Raw genomic sequence first — 18,678 nt, 5'->3', positions numbered from 1 at the left:
CTCCCGAAGTAGAGAAGAAATACAAAATGATTGCTGAAGATGTTACAATTCGCTACGGGGATTTTATTGGAGTAAAAAACATCACAATGAAATTCCCAGAAAAATCAGTCACTGCATTAATTGGTCCTTCTGGATGTGGCAAGACTACTTTTCTTAGATGTCTAAACAGAATGCACGATATGACAAAAAATGCAAAAGTTGAAGGAAGAGTAATGATTGACGAGATTGATCTTTATGACAAGTCAATTGATCCTATTTATCACAGAAGAAAAGTTGGAATGGTTTTCCAAAAACCCAATCCATTTCCAACAATGTCGATTTATGACAATGTAACTGCTGGACTAAAACTTAACGGAGTTAGAGATAAGAAAATTCTTGATGAAATCGTAGAGGACTCTCTGAAGATGGCATATCTTTGGGATGAAGTCAAAAGTGATTTGAAAAAATCTGCAATCGAGTTATCTGGAGGTCAGCAGCAAAGACTCTGTATTGCAAGAGCCTTGGCAATACAACCAGAAGTGCTACTCATGGACGAGCCGGCATCAGCACTTGATCCAATAGCAACACAAAAAATCGAAGAAACCATCACTGAGCTAAAAAAAGAATACACAATCATCATAGTTACCCACAACATGCAGCAGGCAGTTCGAGTTTCAGATTATACTGGATTTATGTATCTTGGAGAACTAATTGAGTTTAGAGAAACAAAGAAACTATTTACTGACCCAAAAAATGAGCTTACTGCAAAATATGTACAAGGACAATTCGGATAATGACCAGATTAATTGATCCATCACTAGAGAAACTCTCTCGGATAATGTCTGAGATGGGGGATATGGCCATAGAATGCGTATCGCTAGCAGTTGACTCATATCTTGAAGGAAAAAACACCAATGACCAAGTTTATGATTTATCAGATTCAATTCGCAACAAGTATTTCGAAGTTGAGGATTTGATTTTTGACATGTTGCTAAAGTATCAACCAGTTGCAGATGACTTTAGAATGATTCGCTCTTCAACTGAAATATCATATGCGTTCTCAAGATTTGGTAGATACGCATATGACATTACTCAAGTCAGGGATTTGTTTGGAGATATTTCAGAGTGCACAAATGCATCATTACTTGAAATTACAAAAAAAGTAAAACATATGATAAAAGAGGCAGTCATGTCATTTGCAGAACTAGATGTTAGAAAGGCTGTAAAAATTCAAGAAGATGAAGCATTCATTGATAAAATGTACAAAGAGAGACTACCAAAACTAATCGAATCAAATAATACCAAATGCGCTTTAGCTGAAGCATTACTATTACGATATCTTGAAAGAATCGGAGACCATGCAGTATTCATGAGCGATGCCATCAACTATATCGTTACAGGAAAACACAAACCAAGTGAAAAGAGAATTGCTGATCACACAAAATCCCCATCAACTGAGACATCATGACCAAAAGAATAACAATAGTTATCGAGGATAATCTCATAAAGAAATTACGAGAGAGGCAGGCAAAAATGATCAAAGAGACTTCAGGATCTGTAAGTTTCTCCAGAGTGATAAGTGAAGTACTAACTGATATTTTGAAATAATTTTATTTTTAATTCAAGATGCAAATCATCATCTCAATACTAGGAAATCAGACAAAAGATAGAATATATTCAGGTTCAGATGATTCCGAGTAACTATGAAATGCAAATACTGTGGAAAAAACATCACTGCAAAAAATGCTATCTTTTGTTCTAAAAACTGCCACACATATTATTCCACTGAACTAGAAAGAAAGGACATGTCAAACTATACCAGAGTAACCATAACGCTGGATAAAGACATGTCAAAAAGTCTCAGAGCAATCCAGTCAAAACTGATTCAAAACACCAATGAGAGCATATCCTTTTCGCAAGTTGTGAATATAGTATTAGAAGAGGGAGTCAAAGTAAAAAAGACAATCCTAAATGACATCTAAAGATAGGATTTGAAACACTAGGGATAATTTTTGACCAAAAATGTTGTAATAATTGAACACAATATCTCTTATGAAGTTACTCTAGTATGAAAAAGCATGCCAAAATGCAGAAACTGTGATGATGACTTTGTTGCAAACAATTCAAGTTTTTGCTCAGGAGATTGTCTAAATAATCACTCTAAGAAGTATTTTCTTTTCTGACTAACAGATATCCCATCTTTGTGACTAATTTTTATCGATTTTACATAGATACTGCTCATATGTGAGGTGTTGTAAAATAATTACAAACAATCTGTAATGTAATGTGATTGTCTTCATAAAGCAATGAATATCGTCCCCAGGGTAATCGTTGTAGATGATGTCCAATCACATTTGGATGTTGTTTGCGAATTTTTGCGTTTGAAAAACATTGATGTTGTAGAGACTGGAAGTAACGGCATAGAGGCAGTTGAGCTCTATGAGAGATTTGATCCAGATATAATATTGATAGATTTGGCAATGCCTACCTATGATGGCTATTATGCCCTAAACAAAATTTTGTCATTAAACAAAAATGCCAAAGTAATCATAATGACTGCAATTGAAGATGTAAAAAACAAGAAAAAATTATCAGATCTTGGAGCAATCGATGTTCTCCAGAAACCATTTGAGTTAAATCGGGTAGTGGAAGTAATCAACAATGCATTCAATGATCAGAAAATGATTTCTAAAACATCTGACTAAGAAATTATCTTGCCAATGTCACATGTCCTTTAACTGATTTTATTTTAGACGTTTATAGATCTCTTTGAATTCTGCTGAAAGATTGTAAGAAATGTTTAGCATGTGAGTTAGCTTGTTCATCGAATTCATTCCAGTACCAACCTGTCGTAAAATGGTAAGAGCTTTTTGTGGAGAAGTTGCAGAAGGTGGCTTTTGACCTGTCCATGTTTTAAATGAATCACCTACATCCAAACAAAAATTTAAAATAAATTCTTTCCAATTTGGTGTTTCACTTAATTTCTTTTTTCCTAGAAAAACTTGAGATAACTCATGAAATTCATTTTTTCTATCAATGTATAATATTTTTAGTGCTTCTTGGATCTTTTCTTCGGTATATTCTGGACTGTTTAGCATGTACATTCCTTTGACACTCATATTTTGGACTTTGTTGGTTTGGTAGTTAAACCAATTCTAGGTTCTCAAAGATGAAAATCATATTTCTGGATTAATTAGAAATAATCTGCCCAGCCTCTTTTCATCAAGATTTCTGCAGTAGTCGGAGTAACACAGATTGCTTTGCCGTTACTATTTTTCATTAGCAATTCTAGTCCTTCATTGCAAGTAACATCTACAGGCTCAATTTCAGTCATCTGTTTTTTGGGGGATGGGTATTTAGATTCAAAATCAAAATAAATGGGCGAGCTATTGATATCCTTTCCTTTAATGTCAATTTGATACTCTCCAAATTCCATTAAGACATCAGTGCTTACATCTATAGTAAATCTAGAATCTTTCAACAATATGTTTTCAGAATATATTGTAATTCCACTTGGAGAGATAATTTCAGATAAGATTTTGTCTAGTTGACTAGGGTTTTTAATTTCCCCCGAAATTGTAATAATATCTCCTGGAAGGTATGTTTGTTTATCAGTTATGGTAATAATTTGGTTAATCAAAACAAATGGTTTTTGTGAAAATTCACCTATCACATCTGTTCCAACAACTTTAACCTGTGATGTATGTCCCTCTAAAGGAATAGTTAGTGTTGTCCCACTTTTAGTAGGTTCTGAATTATAATTCATTATTTGGTTATCACCTACCCAAACAGATTGTGGATTCTTAATCAATTCTTGAGGAAGATACACTACAAATACATCGTTATCGATTTTTCCAACAAAATCAAAAATTAGCATGTTTCGTGTATTGTCTATTTTGATATCAGTAAGGTTTCTTTTCACTTTGTAGGGAATATCAAATGTAACATCAGATATTTCTGAACCAACATTATGTATTACCTGAAAATCTTCTGGAAGATCAACGACATTGATAATTCCTGTCATCCACGGATGAATTGTACAAAAATATTTGAATTCTCCAAGTTCGTCTTGAGTAAATAATCTAACAAATTTTTTTCCTTCATCTAGAATACTGGTAAACTTTCCATCTATTCCAGTTTCTAAAGAGCCTGAAGTAACTGTATGTGTTTCCCTATCTGAATTTCCCCATTCAACAAGGTCTCCCGGTTTAATGGATATCTCTTGAGGAATAAAGTGATTTGAAGAGCTAATTTCAGAAGCTCCCGGTGGGATTTGAATATTCCAAACATCTGCAAATGAATCGCTAATGGGAATTAACAAGAGAGAAAGAAATAGAAGATAGAAGATCCTATTCATGCGATTACTTGATTTATGACTATATCAAAAACTCATATGATTATCAATTTTGAGAACACGGATTCTTTTAAGATCTATCAGATAAAGCAAAAATGAAAATTGTATATATCATAAAATTGCAATAAATGTCAATATGAATAATGATGAAACAAAATACCACATGATAATCAGAGCTACTAATTCAGACAACCTACCAGATGTTGAAAATTATATTAGAACATTACATGAGAAAGGATTCTTTGCACAACTGATTAAGGAAGGCAAATTTACAGTTGAAGAGGTAAAGAAATTACCATTTGGTAAATTGTGCGATATCTTCTTTCGAGAGGAAGGTCAAAAAATTAAAAATGGTGATATTAGAATTTTCAAAGATACAGGAGATTATACAATCAATGTGCATACAGGATGAAGGTAATTTCACAAATCTACAAAAAATACAGATTCAGAAAGTTTCAGTTTTGATTTATTTTGATTCAATGAAAATTACGTCTACAAGATCATTGTTGCTTCGTTTGGTAACAGTATCCCTATTTGCGTTATGGAAATTCTGCAGATGTGACTTTCTAGTTTTGATTCCATATCCTCTGCACAATCTGCAAAAATAGGTTACCTGTCTTTCTGATCTTGGCTGTACATGATTTTCAAATTCTAAAACCGTACTTGACATTTTCAATATTATTGAACCACTAGTATTTTAATGTTGTAATATATATGACATATTGTCAGTTATGGATGATTTATGCAAAAAATTTATATTTTGTAATAACTATTACACTAATTCAGTGATTAAAAGATGTTTGATGAACAATTCGAAAGAGCATTTCGAAGATTGTCGAATCCCTTTTTTTCAATGGGCGATGTCTTCGATAGTCCAAAAGGAGGCACAACCCAAACTTTTGGCCCATACTACTACGGTTACGTAAAGACTGTAGGCGAAGATGGTGTTCCTCATGTAACTGAATGGGGAAACGCAAAACCTGGAAGTTATCTCTCTGATTCTTCAGTAAGAGATCCATATGTCGACGTGTCAGTTGACGAAAAAGACCGTACTCTCAAGATAGTATCTGAGATGCCAGGTATTGAAAAATCTGATATCAAATTAAACGTATCAGACAAGCAGGTCTTACTCTCAGCAGAGCGTAATGACAGAAAGTACGAAAAGAAGATTCCACTGCCATCAAAAGTAGATGAAAACTCTGCCAAAGCTAAGTACACAAACGGAGTATTGGAGCTGACATTGTCACTTGCCGAAGAAAAACCACAAGGCAAGCTAGTGTCAGTAGAATAATAGGAAGTGAAGAAAATGGATGCAAATTCATCACTCAAGCATATAAAAAATTCTGCCAAGACTTGCATGGAAAAAATTTCTTCAGAATATGAGGAGGTTGTTTCCAAATGGAAGTTTGGTAGGAGAAATTTCCCTTGAGGTGGAAAATATGCCCGACACATTATGTAGACAATGTGGAGGCGAGTTGGATGTAGCAAAGAAATGTCTTCATTGCACTCATCCAATTCAAATGATTTGTACACAATGCACAGAACTAACCGAGATTAGATTCCACAGTCAATGCATGTATCAAGAAGAATTTTTATCTCACACAGTGGCAGCTCTGGCATAGTCATATATCACCCGATTCAACCATGTGGGGAGAATCATTCTCCTCACATGTCAAATTTTAAAAAATCTTGATTTTGTAAAGTATCAATATCTTCATTGAGAATCAAATTTACGCTTAATATGGGATGATTTGAGGTTTTTTTCAATGGATCTTAATAAAATTCTAGTACCAATTGATGGTTCAAAAAAATCCTTTGAAGCCTTAGACAGAGCACTAACACTGGCAGGATTTACACATGGCCACGTAACTGGCATTTACGTAATCCCTCACGTAGTTGATGGAGGTCCAAGAACAAAGGCATTTGACAAGCAGTTAGAAGAAGAAGGTAAAATTATTTTAAAAAAGGCAGCAAAACGAGCAGGCAACAAAAATGTCAAATTCTCAACTAAAATTCTAAGAGGTTCCCCGGGACATGTTACACTTCACACTGCAAAAACAGGCAAGTTTGATCATATTGTAATGAGTACAACAGGATCTGGTTCTGCCACTAAAGACATGATAGGCAGTGTATCAAACCACATCCTTCAAAAATCAAAGATTCCAGTATACCTGATAAAGTAACTTTTTGTGGAATTACTGACTTGATGAAATGATTAGAGGATTTTTCTTAGTGATTCATTTAGCGCCTGAGAGTAGCTATATGAGCTCTGATTTTTTTGGATTGTTTTTGCCTGATAAACTCTAAGTTTCTTGTCTAAATCTTCATCAATCATTATAGTGATTCGTTTCTTCATATAGTAGAGTATGATTTTAAGCATATAAGATATATGCAAATGTTCCAAAATTGGAATCGATATTTTTCTGATTAACATAGGAATTTTGGTAATTTCTTTATCAGGCTTGTAAGAGATATTCTTCCAGGACCTGCAACAATTATTGTCAACACCGCAGCTAGCATTACAAGATCCCATTCCCAACGGTCTTTTGATACAAAGAATCAATTCTCCCATGAGGATTAAAGAGATTCTTAAAAACATTACCGAAATTTTAGATAATTTTTGATCGATCAGATGGAACATACTATTTTTTATGTTCACTGTGTGACAATAATACCTTATGATAAAGAGAGGAATATCCTAATGTTGGCGGAATGCGTAAAATGCAAAGAAAAGTACGAAGTCTCATCTGCCATGGAGTATTTACTCAAAATGGGATTGGTACCTGAATCTCAGAGATTTTGTTGTGAGTGGTGCAGATAATTAGAATTTATGAAAGCAGACCTGTACTGGTATAGAATGTGCAGCTGTCTTATCATCAATTCTATACAAGATAATGAATGATCATCTATTAAGAGAAAGGCTTTTTGATTTAATCTGGCACAAAGTCAATTCATTATTGCACACATGGAAAATAAAACTAACGTACCAAATTGGAGTTTTGATGGTGCAAGACTCAAAAATCCATTTTGAGAAACACTAGACACTTTATTTACAAGATATTGTAAATTTTTGATATGTACAAAACAATTCTCGTACCACATGGCGGTACAGAGGGAGGAGATTTAGCTTTAGAGCATGCCATATTTGCAGCAAGAGAAGATTCTAAAATTATCATATTTCATATTGTAGAGGCAATACAAGCCCCACCATCATTTGCATTATCTTCTTCTGAACGAGAAGACTTGCTAAAGAGCATTGATGAGGCAAATGAAGAGATGAGAAAAGACATGGAAAAGAGAATGAAGAAGGCAGCTGAGAAATGCAAAGATGGCGGCATTAAAGTTGAAATCAAAGTAGAGATCGGAGATGCAGCTGAGCGAATTTTAGATTTTGTTGAAAAAAACAAAGTGGATCTGATTGTAATGTCAAAACGAAGAAAGCTCAAAGGAATGAAGAGACTGCTTTCCCTTGGCAGTGTTTCAAGAAAGGTTGTTGAAAATATTACCTGTCCTGTCACATTAATTGATGCAGAGAAGGCTGGAAAAAAATAGAGACAGATATTTCATCTGTCACAGAAAATAGGTATGAAAACTAAATACTGGTTGCAATAAAGGCACCAATACCCATACCCATGACAACACCAATTCCCATACAAATTAGGTCAAATTTTACGACCTTTCTGAATGGTGCATGTACCATTTTGTCCCATGTGCTGATTTTCTGAGTTTGCATATTTTTCACCTCGGAACCATACTCAACATGATCGTATAATTAAACAACTAAAGAGTTGATTAGAGTCAGAATCAAATCAAAAGACTAGCAGTTTATGAGTTCGATTAGCATACTGTATTCTGAGTGAATCGTGATAAGACAGCTGCTCTAAATTGTTGTTTTACATCATTTTCAAAAGCGGGTCTGCCTTCATTTGTATTCACTCTACAGATTGTTGGAATTGACAGTCAATAACAAATTCAAGACTTGTATTAGTCATGAATTATTTTGATTTTTTTAATTTCTGAATTATCTTAAAGACTGATTTTCCTACTTTGATCTGCTTTAGGATTTTCAAGCTTAGTTTCAGTATTTTAAAACCAGCAAATACAGGCATAAAGACAAGCAGTATTATTTCTAGCCAGTATTTTTTTACAAAAGTTTTGGCATCTCGAACTTTAAGATATGCAATGAATAGTTCTACTGTCAAAAGAGAGACTATAATCCAAAATACTAAATCAAATAGTACAACAAATTCTTTTGTAATTTCAAATAATGGTTCTGAGATTCCCAATGAAGAGTATTCGATATTTATCAATCCAAAAACATAGACTACCATTAGTGCAAACGTAGTATAGCTGAGTCCTTTTTTGAAAGATGAGGAAAATATCAATTTCATAAATTAAAACAATTAAAGTACATTATATCAAAATAGTTCTCGTGGAGTTAATTTTCAACTTTTTACTTGTAGGGGCAGGATTAGCCATGCTTTACTTTGGAGCAGAATGGCTAGTTAAAGGATCAATTGCAATATCAAACAGACTGGGAGTGAGTCAGCTAGTAATCGGATTGACAGTAGTGGCTTTTGGCACATCAACTCCTGAGCTTGCAGTGAGCATTTCATCTGCAATGCAAGGACTATCAGATGTAGCTTTGGGTAACGTGGTTGGCAGCAACATTGTCAATATCGGTGCAATTCTAGGACTTTCTGCAATTGTTAGTCCCATAATTGTTTCAAAATCTTCCATAAGAAAAGAAGTGCCGATTATGATTGGTATATCACTATTACTCTTGGCAATAATCATTGATGGGAAAATTGATTTTGTTGATGGTGCTTTACTTGTTGCAGGAATTTTTGTTTTTACCTGGTATGGTTATCGCAGCTCAAAAAAAGACACAGACATTCAAACTGTACCAGCATACCAGATTTTAGAAAAAAATGTTTTTTCAAAATCAATTATTTTCATGATTATGGGGCTGGGGTTACTTACAGGTGGTTCGTTTCTTACAGTAGATAATGCAGTGATTATTGGTGCTAGTTTTGGAATATCAGAGCTATTCATGGGATTGACACTAGTCGCAATTGGAACTTCACTGCCAGAGTTAATCACATCCATTGTTGCTGCAAGAAAAGGCCATGCAGATCTTAGTGTCGGAAATATTGTAGGAAGTAATATCTTCAACATCTTGGCAATACTTGGAATTTCATCGTTAATCTCAGGAATTACAGTTAGTGAAAAGGTGCTAATCGATGTTGGGATTATGATTGGATTCAGTCTGGTATTAATTCCAATTATGCGCAGTGGCTTTGTTATATCTAGAAAAGAAGGTGTGCTGTTAGTTGCAGGGTATGTGGATTATGTGATATTTTTGTTGTACAGGCAATAGATGAATCCTAGATGAAGAATTCTAGGAAACTAATATTCAATGTTGGATTTTTGCAATATGTAAAATAAGCAGAATGTGCAATTACAAACATGGCAACATTAGATGAACTTAGAGTTTGCAAGTCTTGTGGCAATGTGTTTTCTAAAAAGGCAGGAGTCACAAACATTACAGAATGTCCACAATGCAAGGGCACTAGCTTTGAGCAGATTACAGCAACCCCAGTTGAGGGAGAATATTTAGACGAAATAGATTGATTCTAGAAACATTCTAAAAAGTTGTAGCAATCATACAAGCAGATCCACTGACCTTTCCCACAACGATACTCTGATTTCTATCGATGTTTTCTTTGATGATTACTACAAGAGTGGTATGGTTTTGAGAAATAAAAGTATGGTACTAGAAATTATTTACATTTGTTTATTTTTTTTCGATATTTTTTACATCAATAAAGAAATCAAATAATCAAAGTTATCTTTAATATTATTACTAGAAAATTAATGCCCTCAGAGATTAACAATGAGATAAAAAAACTGCAGGAAAATATCTTAAGAATTGAGGAGAGAATTGCAGAGTATTTGAGGATGAAATATTATGAAGGGGTTAAAAAATCACTTCGTGTACTAGAATCAGATTTAAAATATCTGAGCATCCTTGCAAACGGCGCACCCATTGACAAAGAGGAAGACAGAAGACTAATGGAGTTTTTGAGAACCCATTATGACTATTTGCAAAAAATATCCGTTCCAGCATAAGTTTTCAAAACATTCCTTTTATTTTATGCAGACATACACATATCGTGGCAGAGATTAGATGCAAAAAGTATGGTTTTGGATGCAACTATGTCCTTAAAGGAAACCCAGAGAAAATTGTTTTTGATTATTGGGAACATATGAACAAAGAGCACAAAAGTAATCACTCAGATACTAAATGAGAAAAACTGCAAGGTAACAAATTCAAGATTCTCTAACCTTTGGCAAATTCCAGTTTAGCTTCATTGCCAATAGCCGGATTCCCGTAGCTGTAACAATTCCAATTATTGATGCTATCTGAATCTCAACTCCAGAGGATAGCGTAACATAGAATATCACAATTCCAATAATTGATGCAATTGCATACACTTCTTTTACAAACACAATAGGAATCTCGCGAACAAAGACGTCTCTGAGAATTCCACCCCCAATGGCTGTGATCATTCCACCAAACAGCATTGGCAGGAAATTCAGTCCAACTATCTGGTATGCGATTGATGCGCCCAAGATTGAAAAGACTCCCAATCCGACTGCATCAAAGACCAGCCAGACATTCATCTGTTTTTTCATTTTTGTAAACAAGAAAAACATCACAACCCCTGCAATTACAGTCAGAGATACATAGATAGGATCAGAGAACGCAGTTGGGAATCTTCCAAATATTACATCACGTGTGACACCGCCTCCAACTCCAACTACAGTTGCCAAGACAATAATTCCAAAAATGTCAGCTTTGTGAGAGATTGCCTTGGAAGCTCCAGTTACAGCAAATGCAATTGTACCCAAGTAATCTAAAATGCTGATAAAGCCATCAATTGGAAAAGAAAAATCTACCAAACAATACTGTGGCACAAAGATTACTAATTAAGATTAATGAAAAAGATCGGATCTAATTTTAGAAATTAAAAATTAAATTGAAAAAAGTAAAGTTGCTTAGCCAAATAGTGAGGATAATCCTTCCATGGCTGCTTCTTCGGTCTTGCCTTCTTCTTTTGGTGCTTCTTCTTTCTTTGCTTCACCACCGGCTGCTGCCTCTGCTGGGGCGGCTGCTGCTGCAACTGCTACAGGTGCGGCTTTGACTGCCTCATCGATGTTAACATCGGCTAGGGCTGCTACCAGTGCTTTAACTTGAGCATCATTAACTTCTGCACCAGATGCTTTGACAACTGATGTGAGGTTTGCTTCGTTGACTTCTTTGTCTAGTTTGTGAAGAAGTAAAGCAGCGTAAACATATTCCATTGTATCGAGATTTTCTTGGGGCATAATATAAAACTATGGAGAAATTACGCCTAGAAAACTCAGTTTAGAATCTTTAGACTCCGGCAGACAGCATAAAGTGTTCTTTTGAGATTTTTGTCAATCAGAGTATCCTTTCTATTTCGAAGTACTCGCTTTGCCTCATCACGTTCTGCACCTGGTGGCAGTGACAAAACTGCATTGATTAATTCAGGCAATGAATGTCGAATCCATCCATCTAGCATGTCGTAAATTTTTGGTGGCAAGATATCACACTTGTCAACATCTAGATCTAAAACTGCAGTGTAATTTTCATGCTCCACTCTATACACCAATGCAAGAACTACATTGTCTGGAGTCGGATGTTCTAGAATTTCACGGGAGCGCTCACCTGTTTTTCCTTGTGCAATCTTGTTTTTGAGACCAATTGGATTTACAATGACTCCGTTGATTCCTACTTTTCGTCCATCAACTCCGGTAACTACACCAAAGATAAAGTCGTTGAATTCACCATTCTTTTTGACTGAAAATATGTGAACCCCTTCTTTGAGAGTAGGTTTCTTGCCAAACATGAAAAGAGTGACCCAAGTATTCTATTTAATGTATTATTAATCGACAATTCTTAATATCGGGATAGGGCAGGCTTCATCGTTGGATAAAAAAGAGATTCTAAAAGAATTTTCAGCAGATCCTGACAGATATTATAATGTCAAGCTATTTGCAGAACAAGGATTTGTCAGAAAGTCATGCACAAAATGCCACAGATTCTTTTGGACTCTTGATTCAGGACGAGATTTGTGTCCTGATGATGGAGCTGACACTTATTCATTTATTGGAAATCCCCCAACTACAAAGAGATTTGATTACACTCAAGCTTGGAGACAAGTCGAAGAGTTTTTTGTAAAAAACAATCACAAGTCAGTGAGCAGATATCCTGTAGTGTGCAGATGGCGAGACGACTTGTTCTTTACTATTGCATCAGTTGTTGACTTTCAAAGAGTAATGGGTTCAAAGGTAGTCTTTGAGTTTCCTGCAAACCCATTGGTAGTTCCGCAGACTTGTTTGAGATTCAAGGATTTAGAGAATGTCGGAGTTACAGGACGACACTTTTCGAGTTTCTGTATGATTGGACAGCATAGTATTCCAGAGGGAGACGGATACTGGAAAGACGAGTGCGTTGATTTGGATTATAGATTATTGACTGATCAGTTTGGAATAAAGAGAGAAGAAGTTGTCTTTGTTGAAGATGTTTGGGCAGGCGGCGGCTCTTTTGGTCCGTCACTAGAATATTTTGTAAATGGATTGGAGCTTGGCAATGCAGTCTTTACTGAATTTCAAGGAGAGTTAGGACAGCATACAACACTTGACCAGAGAGTAATTGACATGGGTGCAGGCCTTGAGAGATTTGCGTGGATTACCATGGGAACACCTACTGCATATGACTGCTGCTTTGGTCCAATTAATCAGAAATTATTCAATAGAATTGGAATTGATTCGGATTCTGAAATTCTAAGAAAATACTTTACAGAGATTGCAAAGGCACTTGATGACTTTGAGGATCTAAATGATGTAAGAAGACATGCAATAAAGAAAGCAGGACTTACAGACGACCAGCTAAACAAAATGATTACACCGCTTGAAGGAATTTATCTTATTGCAGACCATCTTAGAACTTTGATATTTGCAATTACTGATGGTGCACTGCCAAGCAATGTCGGCGGCGGATACAATCTCAGAATGATGCTGAGAAGAATCAATGCAACAATTAGCAAATTAAATCTAAAACTTGACATTGATGACTTGATTGATACTCATATTGACTATCTCAAGGACACGTATCCAGAACTTGATGAGAAAAGAGAAGATGTCAAGAAAATTCTAAAGATTGAAGCTGGACGATACGAGGATTCCAAAGTCCATATGAAGAAAAAGGCAGAAAAGATTCGAGAGAAAGGTGTGCCATCAGTTGATGAGCTGATAACTTTGTACGAATCAGACGGAATCACGCCTGAATATCTCAAGGAAGTCAATGCAATTGACGAGATTCCATCTTCATTTTACTCCAAGCTCTCAGATTTGCACCAGTCTGAAAAGAAAAAGGCAATTGCAGAACTGCCACTTGATGATTTGCCAGAAACTGAAACCCTGTTTTACAAAGACGACCCAATGGAGTTTGATGCAAAGGTAATCAAAGTGTTCGATGATCATGTGGTACTAGATAGAACTTCATTTTATGCAAGAGGTGGAGGACAAGAGCCAGACCATGGAACCATTGCAGGATTCAAAGTTACTAATGTAGACAAACATGCACACGTTATTGTTCACAAGTTACAAGGCGGAGTACCAAAAGAAGGAGAGACTGTAAAGTGTATAGTAGACCAAACAAGACGTGCAAACATTACAAAGAACCACACAAGTACTCACATAATCAATGCATCATCACGTGGAGTTTTGGGTTCATGGATTTGGCAGCACTCTGCATTCAAAGACGATGATCATGCCAGACTGGATATAACTCACCATTCATCATTAACTGATGAACAAGTAAAGCAAATCGAAAATGCTGCAAACAAGATGGTAAAAGAAAACCTTACAGTAAATATTGATTATTTTGATAGAGGAACTGCAGAGCAGACATATGGATTTAGAATTTACCAGGGCGGCGTAGTTCCAGTAAAGTCAGTTAGAATTGTATCAATTGAAGACAAAGATGTTGAAGCTTGTGGTGGAACACATGTAAAGAAAACTGGCGACATTGAACTAATCAAAATTACAAAGACCAAAAGAATTCAAGACGGTGTGGTAAGACTAGAGTTTGTCTCAGGTCCTAACGCATTTGAATATGTAAAGAATCAAGAGATTGTTCTAAAACAAAAAGAGCAAGAAGCAAAAGACAAAGCAGAATTAGAGAAGAGAAGAGAAGAAAACAAGCAAAAGGCAAGAGAGCAGATTCCTATTTTGTTAGAAAAGATTCTAGCTGGAGAATCAGGAGATATGGATGGCATCAGTATCAAAAACAAATTGTGCTTTACATCTAGTGAGAATTATGACGAATATTTTCATCTCAACTTTGGCAAAAAGCTAGTGGCAAAAGACAACACATCTGCATTTTGCGGCATATTCGAGGCAGGCCCAACTGTTAGAATTATGGTGTATGCAGGTGAGCAATCAGGCGTCAATGCAGGCGTGATTGCAAAGGAGATTGCTGCCATTCTAGGAGGTTCTGGCGGTGGGGATGCCAAATTTGCCCAAGGCGGAGGAAAAGACACATCTAAAATGGAGCAGGCAATAGCCAAAGCAAAATCAATGATTTTAGGATGAATGAAAACATGGAAATTAACTGGAATGAAATTGAAAGTAAATGGAGAAACAAGTGGATTGAAAACAAAGACTTTGAGACAGAGCCAAACGACAAACCAAAAAAATTCATCACAGTTGCATACCCGTATCCAAACTCACCTCAACACATAGGACACGGAAGAACATACACACTAGCTGACGTTCATGCTAGGTTTTATCGAATGAAAGGATACAATGTACTGTTCCCAATGGGTTTCCATTACACTGGAACACCAGTACTCGGCATGGCAAAGAGAATTGAATCAGGTGAGAAAGAGATTCTTGATGGGTTGAGAAACATTTACCATGTTCCAGAAGAAGACATTAAAACATTTGTTGAACCAATAAAGATTGCAGACTATTTTCATGAAGAGATAAAGTCTGGCATGATAGAGATGGGCTATTCCATTGATTGGAGACGAGAGTTTACTACTATAGTTCCAGGTTATCAAAAATTTATCGAGTGGCAAATCACTACACTCAAAGAGAATGGCAAAATAATTCAGGGCAGTCATCCAGTTGGATGGTGTCCAAAAGACAACAATCCAGTATCACAACATGATACAATGGGCGATGTGGAACCAAAGATTGATGACAAAAACTATCTAGTAAAGTTCCAGTTCGGTGACTTGGTATTTCCAATTACAACTCTACGTCCTGAAACAATTTTTGGAATAACAAATTTCTGGGTCAATCCAAATGTTACTTACAAAAAAGTTACAGTTGATGGAGAAAAGTGGATAGTCTCTGAAGAATGTGCACACAAGCTAAAGTTTTTCGAAAAAGAGGTTTCAGTTGATGGTGATATTCCAGGAAGTCAGCTAATTGACAGATTTGTCACATCGCACAATGGAAATGAAATTCCAATATTGCCAGCTGACTTTGTAGAGTCGGGGATGGGAACAGGACTAGTAATGTCAGTGCCAGCTCATGCTCCAAAAGACTACCAGGCATTGACGGATCTCAAGGCCAAAAAGCACAAATTAGCCTCAAAAATTGACCCTATTCCAATAATTACTACAGAAGGATACGGAGTAATTCCTGCAAAAGAGATTTGCGAAAAGATGGGAGTTGCAAACCAGATAGACCAAAAGCTAGACGAGGCAACAAACGAGCTATACAACAAAGAGTTTACCACAGGGAAACTCAATGAGAGATGCGGAGAATTTCAAGGAATTAAGGTAGAGTTTGGACGAGACAAGGTAAGGGAATGGCTGGAAAGTAATGAACACCTAGAAAAATTTCCAGTACTAGAGAATGGTCCTGTTCGTTGTCGTTGTGGAGCTGAATGTGTTGTAAAGATTCTATCAAATCAGTGGTTTCTCAATTACGGAGATGAGGATTGGAAAGCATTGGCAAGAAAATGTTTTGATGAGATGAACATTCTACCTAACAAAATAAAGACAGAGTTTCATGATGTGGTTAGTTGGTTGCATGAGCGAGCATGTGCAAGACAACAAGGACTTGGAACTAAACTACCATGGGACAAGGACTGGATTGTAGAGTCATTGTCAGACAGTGTAATCTACATGGCATACTATACCATTTCACGATTTGTAAATGAGGGTAAGGTAAATCCCGAGAATCTAACAAGGGAACTCTTTGATTTTATTTTACTTGACATTGGAGATTTGGACTCTGCTGCTAAATCATCGCAGCTTTCAGAAAACCTAGTCAGTGCAATGAAAAAAGAGTTTACATACTTTTATCCAGTGGACTCACGTCATTCAGGTCGTGATTTGGTTCAGAATCACTTGACATTTTTTGTACTAAATCATGTTGCAATATTTGAGAAAAAATATTGGCCGCAAGAAATTGTAGTTAATGGCAGTGTCATGATGGATGGCGCTAAAATGTCAAAGAGTATGGGAAATATCATTCCACTGCGTACTGCAATAAGAGAGCATGGTGCAGATCCGATTAGACTGGCAATTATTTCATCAGCTGAGCTACTCCAAGATGCTGACTTTAACATGGAGTCAGTTTCAGGAATTCAGGGAAAATTGCAGTCACTATTGGATGATTGCAGTAAGGTAAAGCAAGGCGAAATTGGTAATTTGGAGCCTGAGGATAGGTGGATTTTATCAAAAACCCAGAATTTGATTGGACAAGTAACTGATGCTGTAGAAAAAATGAGATTAAGAGAGGCACTGCATGATATCTTGTTCTCATTTGAGTCAGACTTGAGCTGGTACAACAAAAGAGTGCAAGCTAAAGGCAGGGAGAACAATTCAGCAATACTGTACAAAATAAATTCAGACAGAGTTGCAATGTTGTCTCCATTTGCACCACATGTAGCTGAAGAGATGTGGGTAGCTTTAGGAAATAATGAACTTGTATCAAAGTCAGCATGGCCTGAATTCTCAAAAGGATTAGTTGATGCTACTGCAATTCAATCAGAAGAGTTACTGAAATCAACGATTGATGATATTGCAAACATTCTCAAAGTTACAAAAATTACTCCGAAAAAAATTGTAATCTATGTAAACTCAGATGAGATGAAGTCCAAAGTGTATCGCAAGGTTTTGGGAATTATGGTTGGGGGCCAGAACAACATGGGAGTGGTTATGAAAGAACTTATTGCAGATCCAGAAACAACTGCTGCCAAAAAGATGCCTGATTTTATTCAAAAGGTAATCAAGGATTTACATTCAGAGTCTGAGGAAATTAAACAGATGAAGCTAGAGTCTGATTCATTTGATGAAAAGGAATTTTTAAAATCAGAGTTATCTAGTATCGGTAAAAAGGAATTTGGTGTAGAGATTTTGGTATATTCAGAATCAGATAGTGACATTTATGATCCTAAAGGTAAAGCTAGACATGCAAGGCCTTTCAAGCCTGCAATTTTGATTGAATAGTTTTTTAAAAAAATTATTTTGTACCATTTAATCCCATTTAATTTCCCCAATACAGAAACAAATTATATTCAAAAATTCAAAATTAATTCATGACAATATCATGTGTTCTCTTTGATCTCGGAGGAGTGATTATAAACTGGCACAACAGATGGTTCATTGAAGAGATTAGCCAGCAGTTTAATCTAAAACAAGAAGAACTAAATCAACAATTCAACGCAAACCTCAAAGACATCTCAACTGGAGTGATAGCTGAAAAAGAGTTTTGGCAAAGAATTGGAGAGCAATTAAAATCAGAAGAACTCAGAGACACACAAGAATCACTGCTAGACAAAGTGTTTCGAAAGCACATGTCATTTAATGATAAAATGTTTGAACTATCAAAAAATTTAGAAAAAAACGGAATCACTGTAGGCACCTTATCAAACACAGAACACGTAACATATTCAGTGGTAGAAGATCTATCATCACTAAATCATTTCAAGCACAAGTTCCTATCATACAAGATTGGCCACCTAAAACCTGAACCGCAAATCTACGAGCACGTAATTGAAAACATTCCATTCCAAAAGGAAGAACTCTTCTTCATTGATGATCTAAAATCAAACGTAGAGTCTGCAAAAAAATCAGGCATTGATGCAGTCCAGTATACAGATTTTGATAAACTATTAGAGCAATGCAAGAACAGAGATCTAGTCTAGCTTGAACCAGGAACCATCGCACTGGCCGCACTTTGATTTCTCGCTCCATTTCTCAAATGACTTGCCAGATGGAATCTTGACTACG

26 protein-coding genes are annotated in these 18,678 nt (G+C 35.9%); 17 read left to right on the top strand and 9 right to left on the bottom strand.

Annotated elements, in window-relative coordinates; translation table 11 throughout:
- Nucleotides 1-26: 26 nt before the first annotated feature.
- The 5 genes from pstB (at nucleotide 27) to C6990_RS07875 (ending at nucleotide 2,684) form a co-directional block, all read left to right on the top strand.
- Nucleotides 27-773 (top strand): phosphate ABC transporter ATP-binding protein PstB, encoded by a 747-nt coding sequence (gene pstB, locus C6990_RS07895; RefSeq protein WP_048119474.1) that lies wholly within the window; start codon nucleotides 27-29, stop codon nucleotides 771-773.
- Nucleotides 773-1,447: a phosphate signaling complex PhoU family protein gene (locus tag C6990_RS07890; protein WP_182130125.1), complete on the top strand. Its 675-nt coding sequence runs from the start codon at nucleotides 773-775 to the stop codon at nucleotides 1,445-1,447. Before pstB ends, C6990_RS07890 begins: the two co-directional genes overlap by 1 nt.
- Nucleotides 1,444-1,587 (top strand): hypothetical protein, encoded by a 144-nt coding sequence (locus C6990_RS07885; RefSeq protein WP_182130123.1) that lies wholly within the window; start codon nucleotides 1,444-1,446, stop codon nucleotides 1,585-1,587. Before C6990_RS07890 ends, C6990_RS07885 begins: the two co-directional genes overlap by 4 nt.
- A 95-nt stretch (nucleotides 1,588-1,682) precedes the next feature.
- Nucleotides 1,683-1,961: a hypothetical protein gene (locus C6990_RS07880; protein ID WP_182130720.1), complete on the top strand. Its 279-nt coding sequence runs from the start codon at nucleotides 1,683-1,685 to the stop codon at nucleotides 1,959-1,961.
- Between the two features lie 324 nt (nucleotides 1,962-2,285).
- Nucleotides 2,286-2,684, top strand: coding sequence for a response regulator (locus tag C6990_RS07875; RefSeq protein WP_182130121.1), 399 nt, complete (start codon nucleotides 2,286-2,288; stop codon nucleotides 2,682-2,684).
- 39 nt (nucleotides 2,685-2,723) lie between these two features.
- Here the strand turns inward: C6990_RS07875 and C6990_RS07870 are convergent, their stop codons facing one another.
- Nucleotides 2,724-3,098 (bottom strand): hypothetical protein, encoded by a 375-nt coding sequence (locus C6990_RS07870; RefSeq protein WP_182130119.1) that lies wholly within the window; start codon nucleotides 3,096-3,098, stop codon nucleotides 2,724-2,726.
- Between the two features lie 74 nt (nucleotides 3,099-3,172).
- Nucleotides 3,173-4,336, bottom strand: a complete 1,164-nt coding sequence (locus tag C6990_RS07865; RefSeq protein ID WP_182130117.1) for a cupredoxin domain-containing protein — start codon at nucleotides 4,334-4,336, stop codon at nucleotides 3,173-3,175.
- A gap of 133 nt (nucleotides 4,337-4,469) precedes the next feature.
- Here C6990_RS07865 and C6990_RS07860 point away from each other — a divergent pair, with 133 nt between their 5' ends.
- Nucleotides 4,470-4,745, top strand: a complete 276-nt coding sequence (locus tag C6990_RS07860) for a hypothetical protein (RefSeq protein WP_182130115.1) — start codon at nucleotides 4,470-4,472, stop codon at nucleotides 4,743-4,745.
- A gap of 54 nt (nucleotides 4,746-4,799) precedes the next feature.
- Here C6990_RS07860 and C6990_RS07855 read toward each other — a convergent pair whose 3' ends face one another.
- Nucleotides 4,800-5,003, bottom strand: a complete 204-nt coding sequence (locus C6990_RS07855) for a hypothetical protein (protein ID WP_182130113.1) — start codon at nucleotides 5,001-5,003, stop codon at nucleotides 4,800-4,802.
- Nucleotides 5,004-5,129: 126 nt separating this feature from the next.
- Between C6990_RS07855 and hsp20 the strand changes: the two genes are divergently transcribed.
- From hsp20 to C6990_RS07840, 3 genes are all read left to right on the top strand, one after another.
- Nucleotides 5,130-5,624, top strand: coding sequence for an archaeal heat shock protein Hsp20 (gene hsp20, locus C6990_RS07850; RefSeq protein ID WP_342752468.1), 495 nt, complete (start codon nucleotides 5,130-5,132; stop codon nucleotides 5,622-5,624).
- 148 nt (nucleotides 5,625-5,772) lie between these two features.
- The gene (locus C6990_RS07845; protein ID WP_255465393.1) at nucleotides 5,773-5,955 is read left to right on the top strand and encodes a hypothetical protein; all 183 of its coding nucleotides are present in this window, start codon (nucleotides 5,773-5,775) and stop codon (nucleotides 5,953-5,955) included.
- Between the two features lie 144 nt (nucleotides 5,956-6,099).
- Entirely contained in the window at nucleotides 6,100-6,516 is a 417-nt protein-coding gene (locus tag C6990_RS07840) for a universal stress protein (protein WP_182130108.1), read from the top strand.
- 32 nt (nucleotides 6,517-6,548) lie between these two features.
- Here C6990_RS07840 and C6990_RS07835 read toward each other — a convergent pair whose 3' ends face one another.
- The gene (locus C6990_RS07835; RefSeq protein WP_182130107.1) at nucleotides 6,549-6,689 is read right to left on the bottom strand and encodes a hypothetical protein; all 141 of its coding nucleotides are present in this window, start codon (nucleotides 6,687-6,689) and stop codon (nucleotides 6,549-6,551) included.
- A 719-nt stretch (nucleotides 6,690-7,408) separates the two neighbouring features.
- Between C6990_RS07835 and C6990_RS07830 the strand changes: the two genes are divergently transcribed.
- Complete coding sequence (locus C6990_RS07830; protein WP_182130105.1) at nucleotides 7,409-7,885, top strand: universal stress protein; 477 nt, start codon at nucleotides 7,409-7,411, stop codon at nucleotides 7,883-7,885.
- A 40-nt stretch (nucleotides 7,886-7,925) separates the two neighbouring features.
- On the opposite strand, the gene C6990_RS07825 is transcribed toward C6990_RS07830, so the two are convergent.
- Nucleotides 7,926-8,066 carry a hypothetical protein gene (locus C6990_RS07825; RefSeq protein ID WP_182130103.1) on the bottom strand — a complete coding sequence of 47 codons (141 nt, stop codon included), beginning with the start codon at nucleotides 8,064-8,066 and terminating at the stop codon, nucleotides 7,926-7,928.
- Between the two features lie 262 nt (nucleotides 8,067-8,328).
- Entirely contained in the window at nucleotides 8,329-8,724 is a 396-nt protein-coding gene (locus C6990_RS07820) for a hypothetical protein (RefSeq protein WP_255465322.1), read from the bottom strand.
- Nucleotides 8,725-8,765: 41 nt separating this feature from the next.
- Here C6990_RS07820 and C6990_RS07815 point away from each other — a divergent pair, with 41 nt between their 5' ends.
- The 4 genes from C6990_RS07815 to C6990_RS11055 all read left to right on the top strand — a co-directional run bounded on the left by C6990_RS07815 (nucleotide 8,766) and on the right by C6990_RS11055 (nucleotide 10,644).
- Nucleotides 8,766-9,713, top strand: coding sequence for a calcium/sodium antiporter (locus tag C6990_RS07815; protein ID WP_182130101.1), 948 nt, complete (start codon nucleotides 8,766-8,768; stop codon nucleotides 9,711-9,713).
- 89 nt (nucleotides 9,714-9,802) lie between these two features.
- Nucleotides 9,803-9,967, top strand: a complete 165-nt coding sequence (locus tag C6990_RS07810) for a hypothetical protein (protein WP_182130099.1) — start codon at nucleotides 9,803-9,805, stop codon at nucleotides 9,965-9,967.
- A 243-nt stretch (nucleotides 9,968-10,210) separates the two neighbouring features.
- On the top strand, nucleotides 10,211-10,465 hold the full coding sequence (locus C6990_RS07805) for a hypothetical protein (protein WP_182130097.1): 255 nt from the start codon (nucleotides 10,211-10,213) through the stop codon (nucleotides 10,463-10,465).
- A 44-nt stretch (nucleotides 10,466-10,509) separates the two neighbouring features.
- Nucleotides 10,510-10,644 carry a hypothetical protein gene (locus C6990_RS11055; RefSeq protein ID WP_255465321.1) on the top strand — a complete coding sequence of 45 codons (135 nt, stop codon included), beginning with the start codon at nucleotides 10,510-10,512 and terminating at the stop codon, nucleotides 10,642-10,644.
- A gap of 22 nt (nucleotides 10,645-10,666) precedes the next feature.
- Here C6990_RS11055 and C6990_RS07800 read toward each other — a convergent pair whose 3' ends face one another.
- The 3 genes from C6990_RS07800 to C6990_RS07790 all read right to left on the bottom strand — a co-directional run bounded on the left by C6990_RS07800 (nucleotide 10,667) and on the right by C6990_RS07790 (nucleotide 12,270).
- Nucleotides 10,667-11,299 (bottom strand): trimeric intracellular cation channel family protein, encoded by a 633-nt coding sequence (locus tag C6990_RS07800; RefSeq protein ID WP_182130095.1) that lies wholly within the window; start codon nucleotides 11,297-11,299, stop codon nucleotides 10,667-10,669.
- Between the two features lie 96 nt (nucleotides 11,300-11,395).
- Complete coding sequence (rpl12p, locus tag C6990_RS07795) at nucleotides 11,396-11,701, bottom strand: 50S ribosomal protein P1 (RefSeq protein ID WP_182130093.1); 306 nt, start codon at nucleotides 11,699-11,701, stop codon at nucleotides 11,396-11,398.
- A 59-nt stretch (nucleotides 11,702-11,760) separates the two neighbouring features.
- Nucleotides 11,761-12,270 (bottom strand): hypothetical protein, encoded by a 510-nt coding sequence (locus tag C6990_RS07790; RefSeq protein WP_182130091.1) that lies wholly within the window; start codon nucleotides 12,268-12,270, stop codon nucleotides 11,761-11,763.
- Nucleotides 12,271-12,349: 79 nt separating this feature from the next.
- On the opposite strand from C6990_RS07790, the gene alaS reads away from it, so the two are divergent.
- The 3 genes from alaS (at nucleotide 12,350) to C6990_RS07775 (ending at nucleotide 18,593) form a co-directional block, all read left to right on the top strand.
- A complete protein-coding gene (gene alaS / locus C6990_RS07785; RefSeq protein WP_182130089.1) occupies nucleotides 12,350-15,019 on the top strand; it encodes an alanine--tRNA ligase in 2,670 nt (889 codons plus the stop codon).
- Between the two features lie 8 nt (nucleotides 15,020-15,027).
- A complete protein-coding gene (leuS, locus tag C6990_RS07780; protein ID WP_182130087.1) occupies nucleotides 15,028-17,895 on the top strand; it encodes a leucine--tRNA ligase in 2,868 nt (955 codons plus the stop codon).
- A gap of 89 nt (nucleotides 17,896-17,984) precedes the next feature.
- A complete protein-coding gene (locus C6990_RS07775) occupies nucleotides 17,985-18,593 on the top strand; it encodes an HAD family hydrolase (RefSeq protein ID WP_182130085.1) in 609 nt (202 codons plus the stop codon).
- The last annotated feature ends 85 nt before the right edge of the window (nucleotides 18,594-18,678 follow it).

Origin of the sequence: Nitrosopumilus sp. b3 (genome assembly GCF_014078525.1) — an archaeon.
Classification (GTDB): domain Archaea; phylum Thermoproteota; class Nitrososphaeria; order Nitrososphaerales; family Nitrosopumilaceae; genus Nitrosopumilus.
This window is presented reverse-complemented; position numbering and strand designations above follow the sequence as displayed.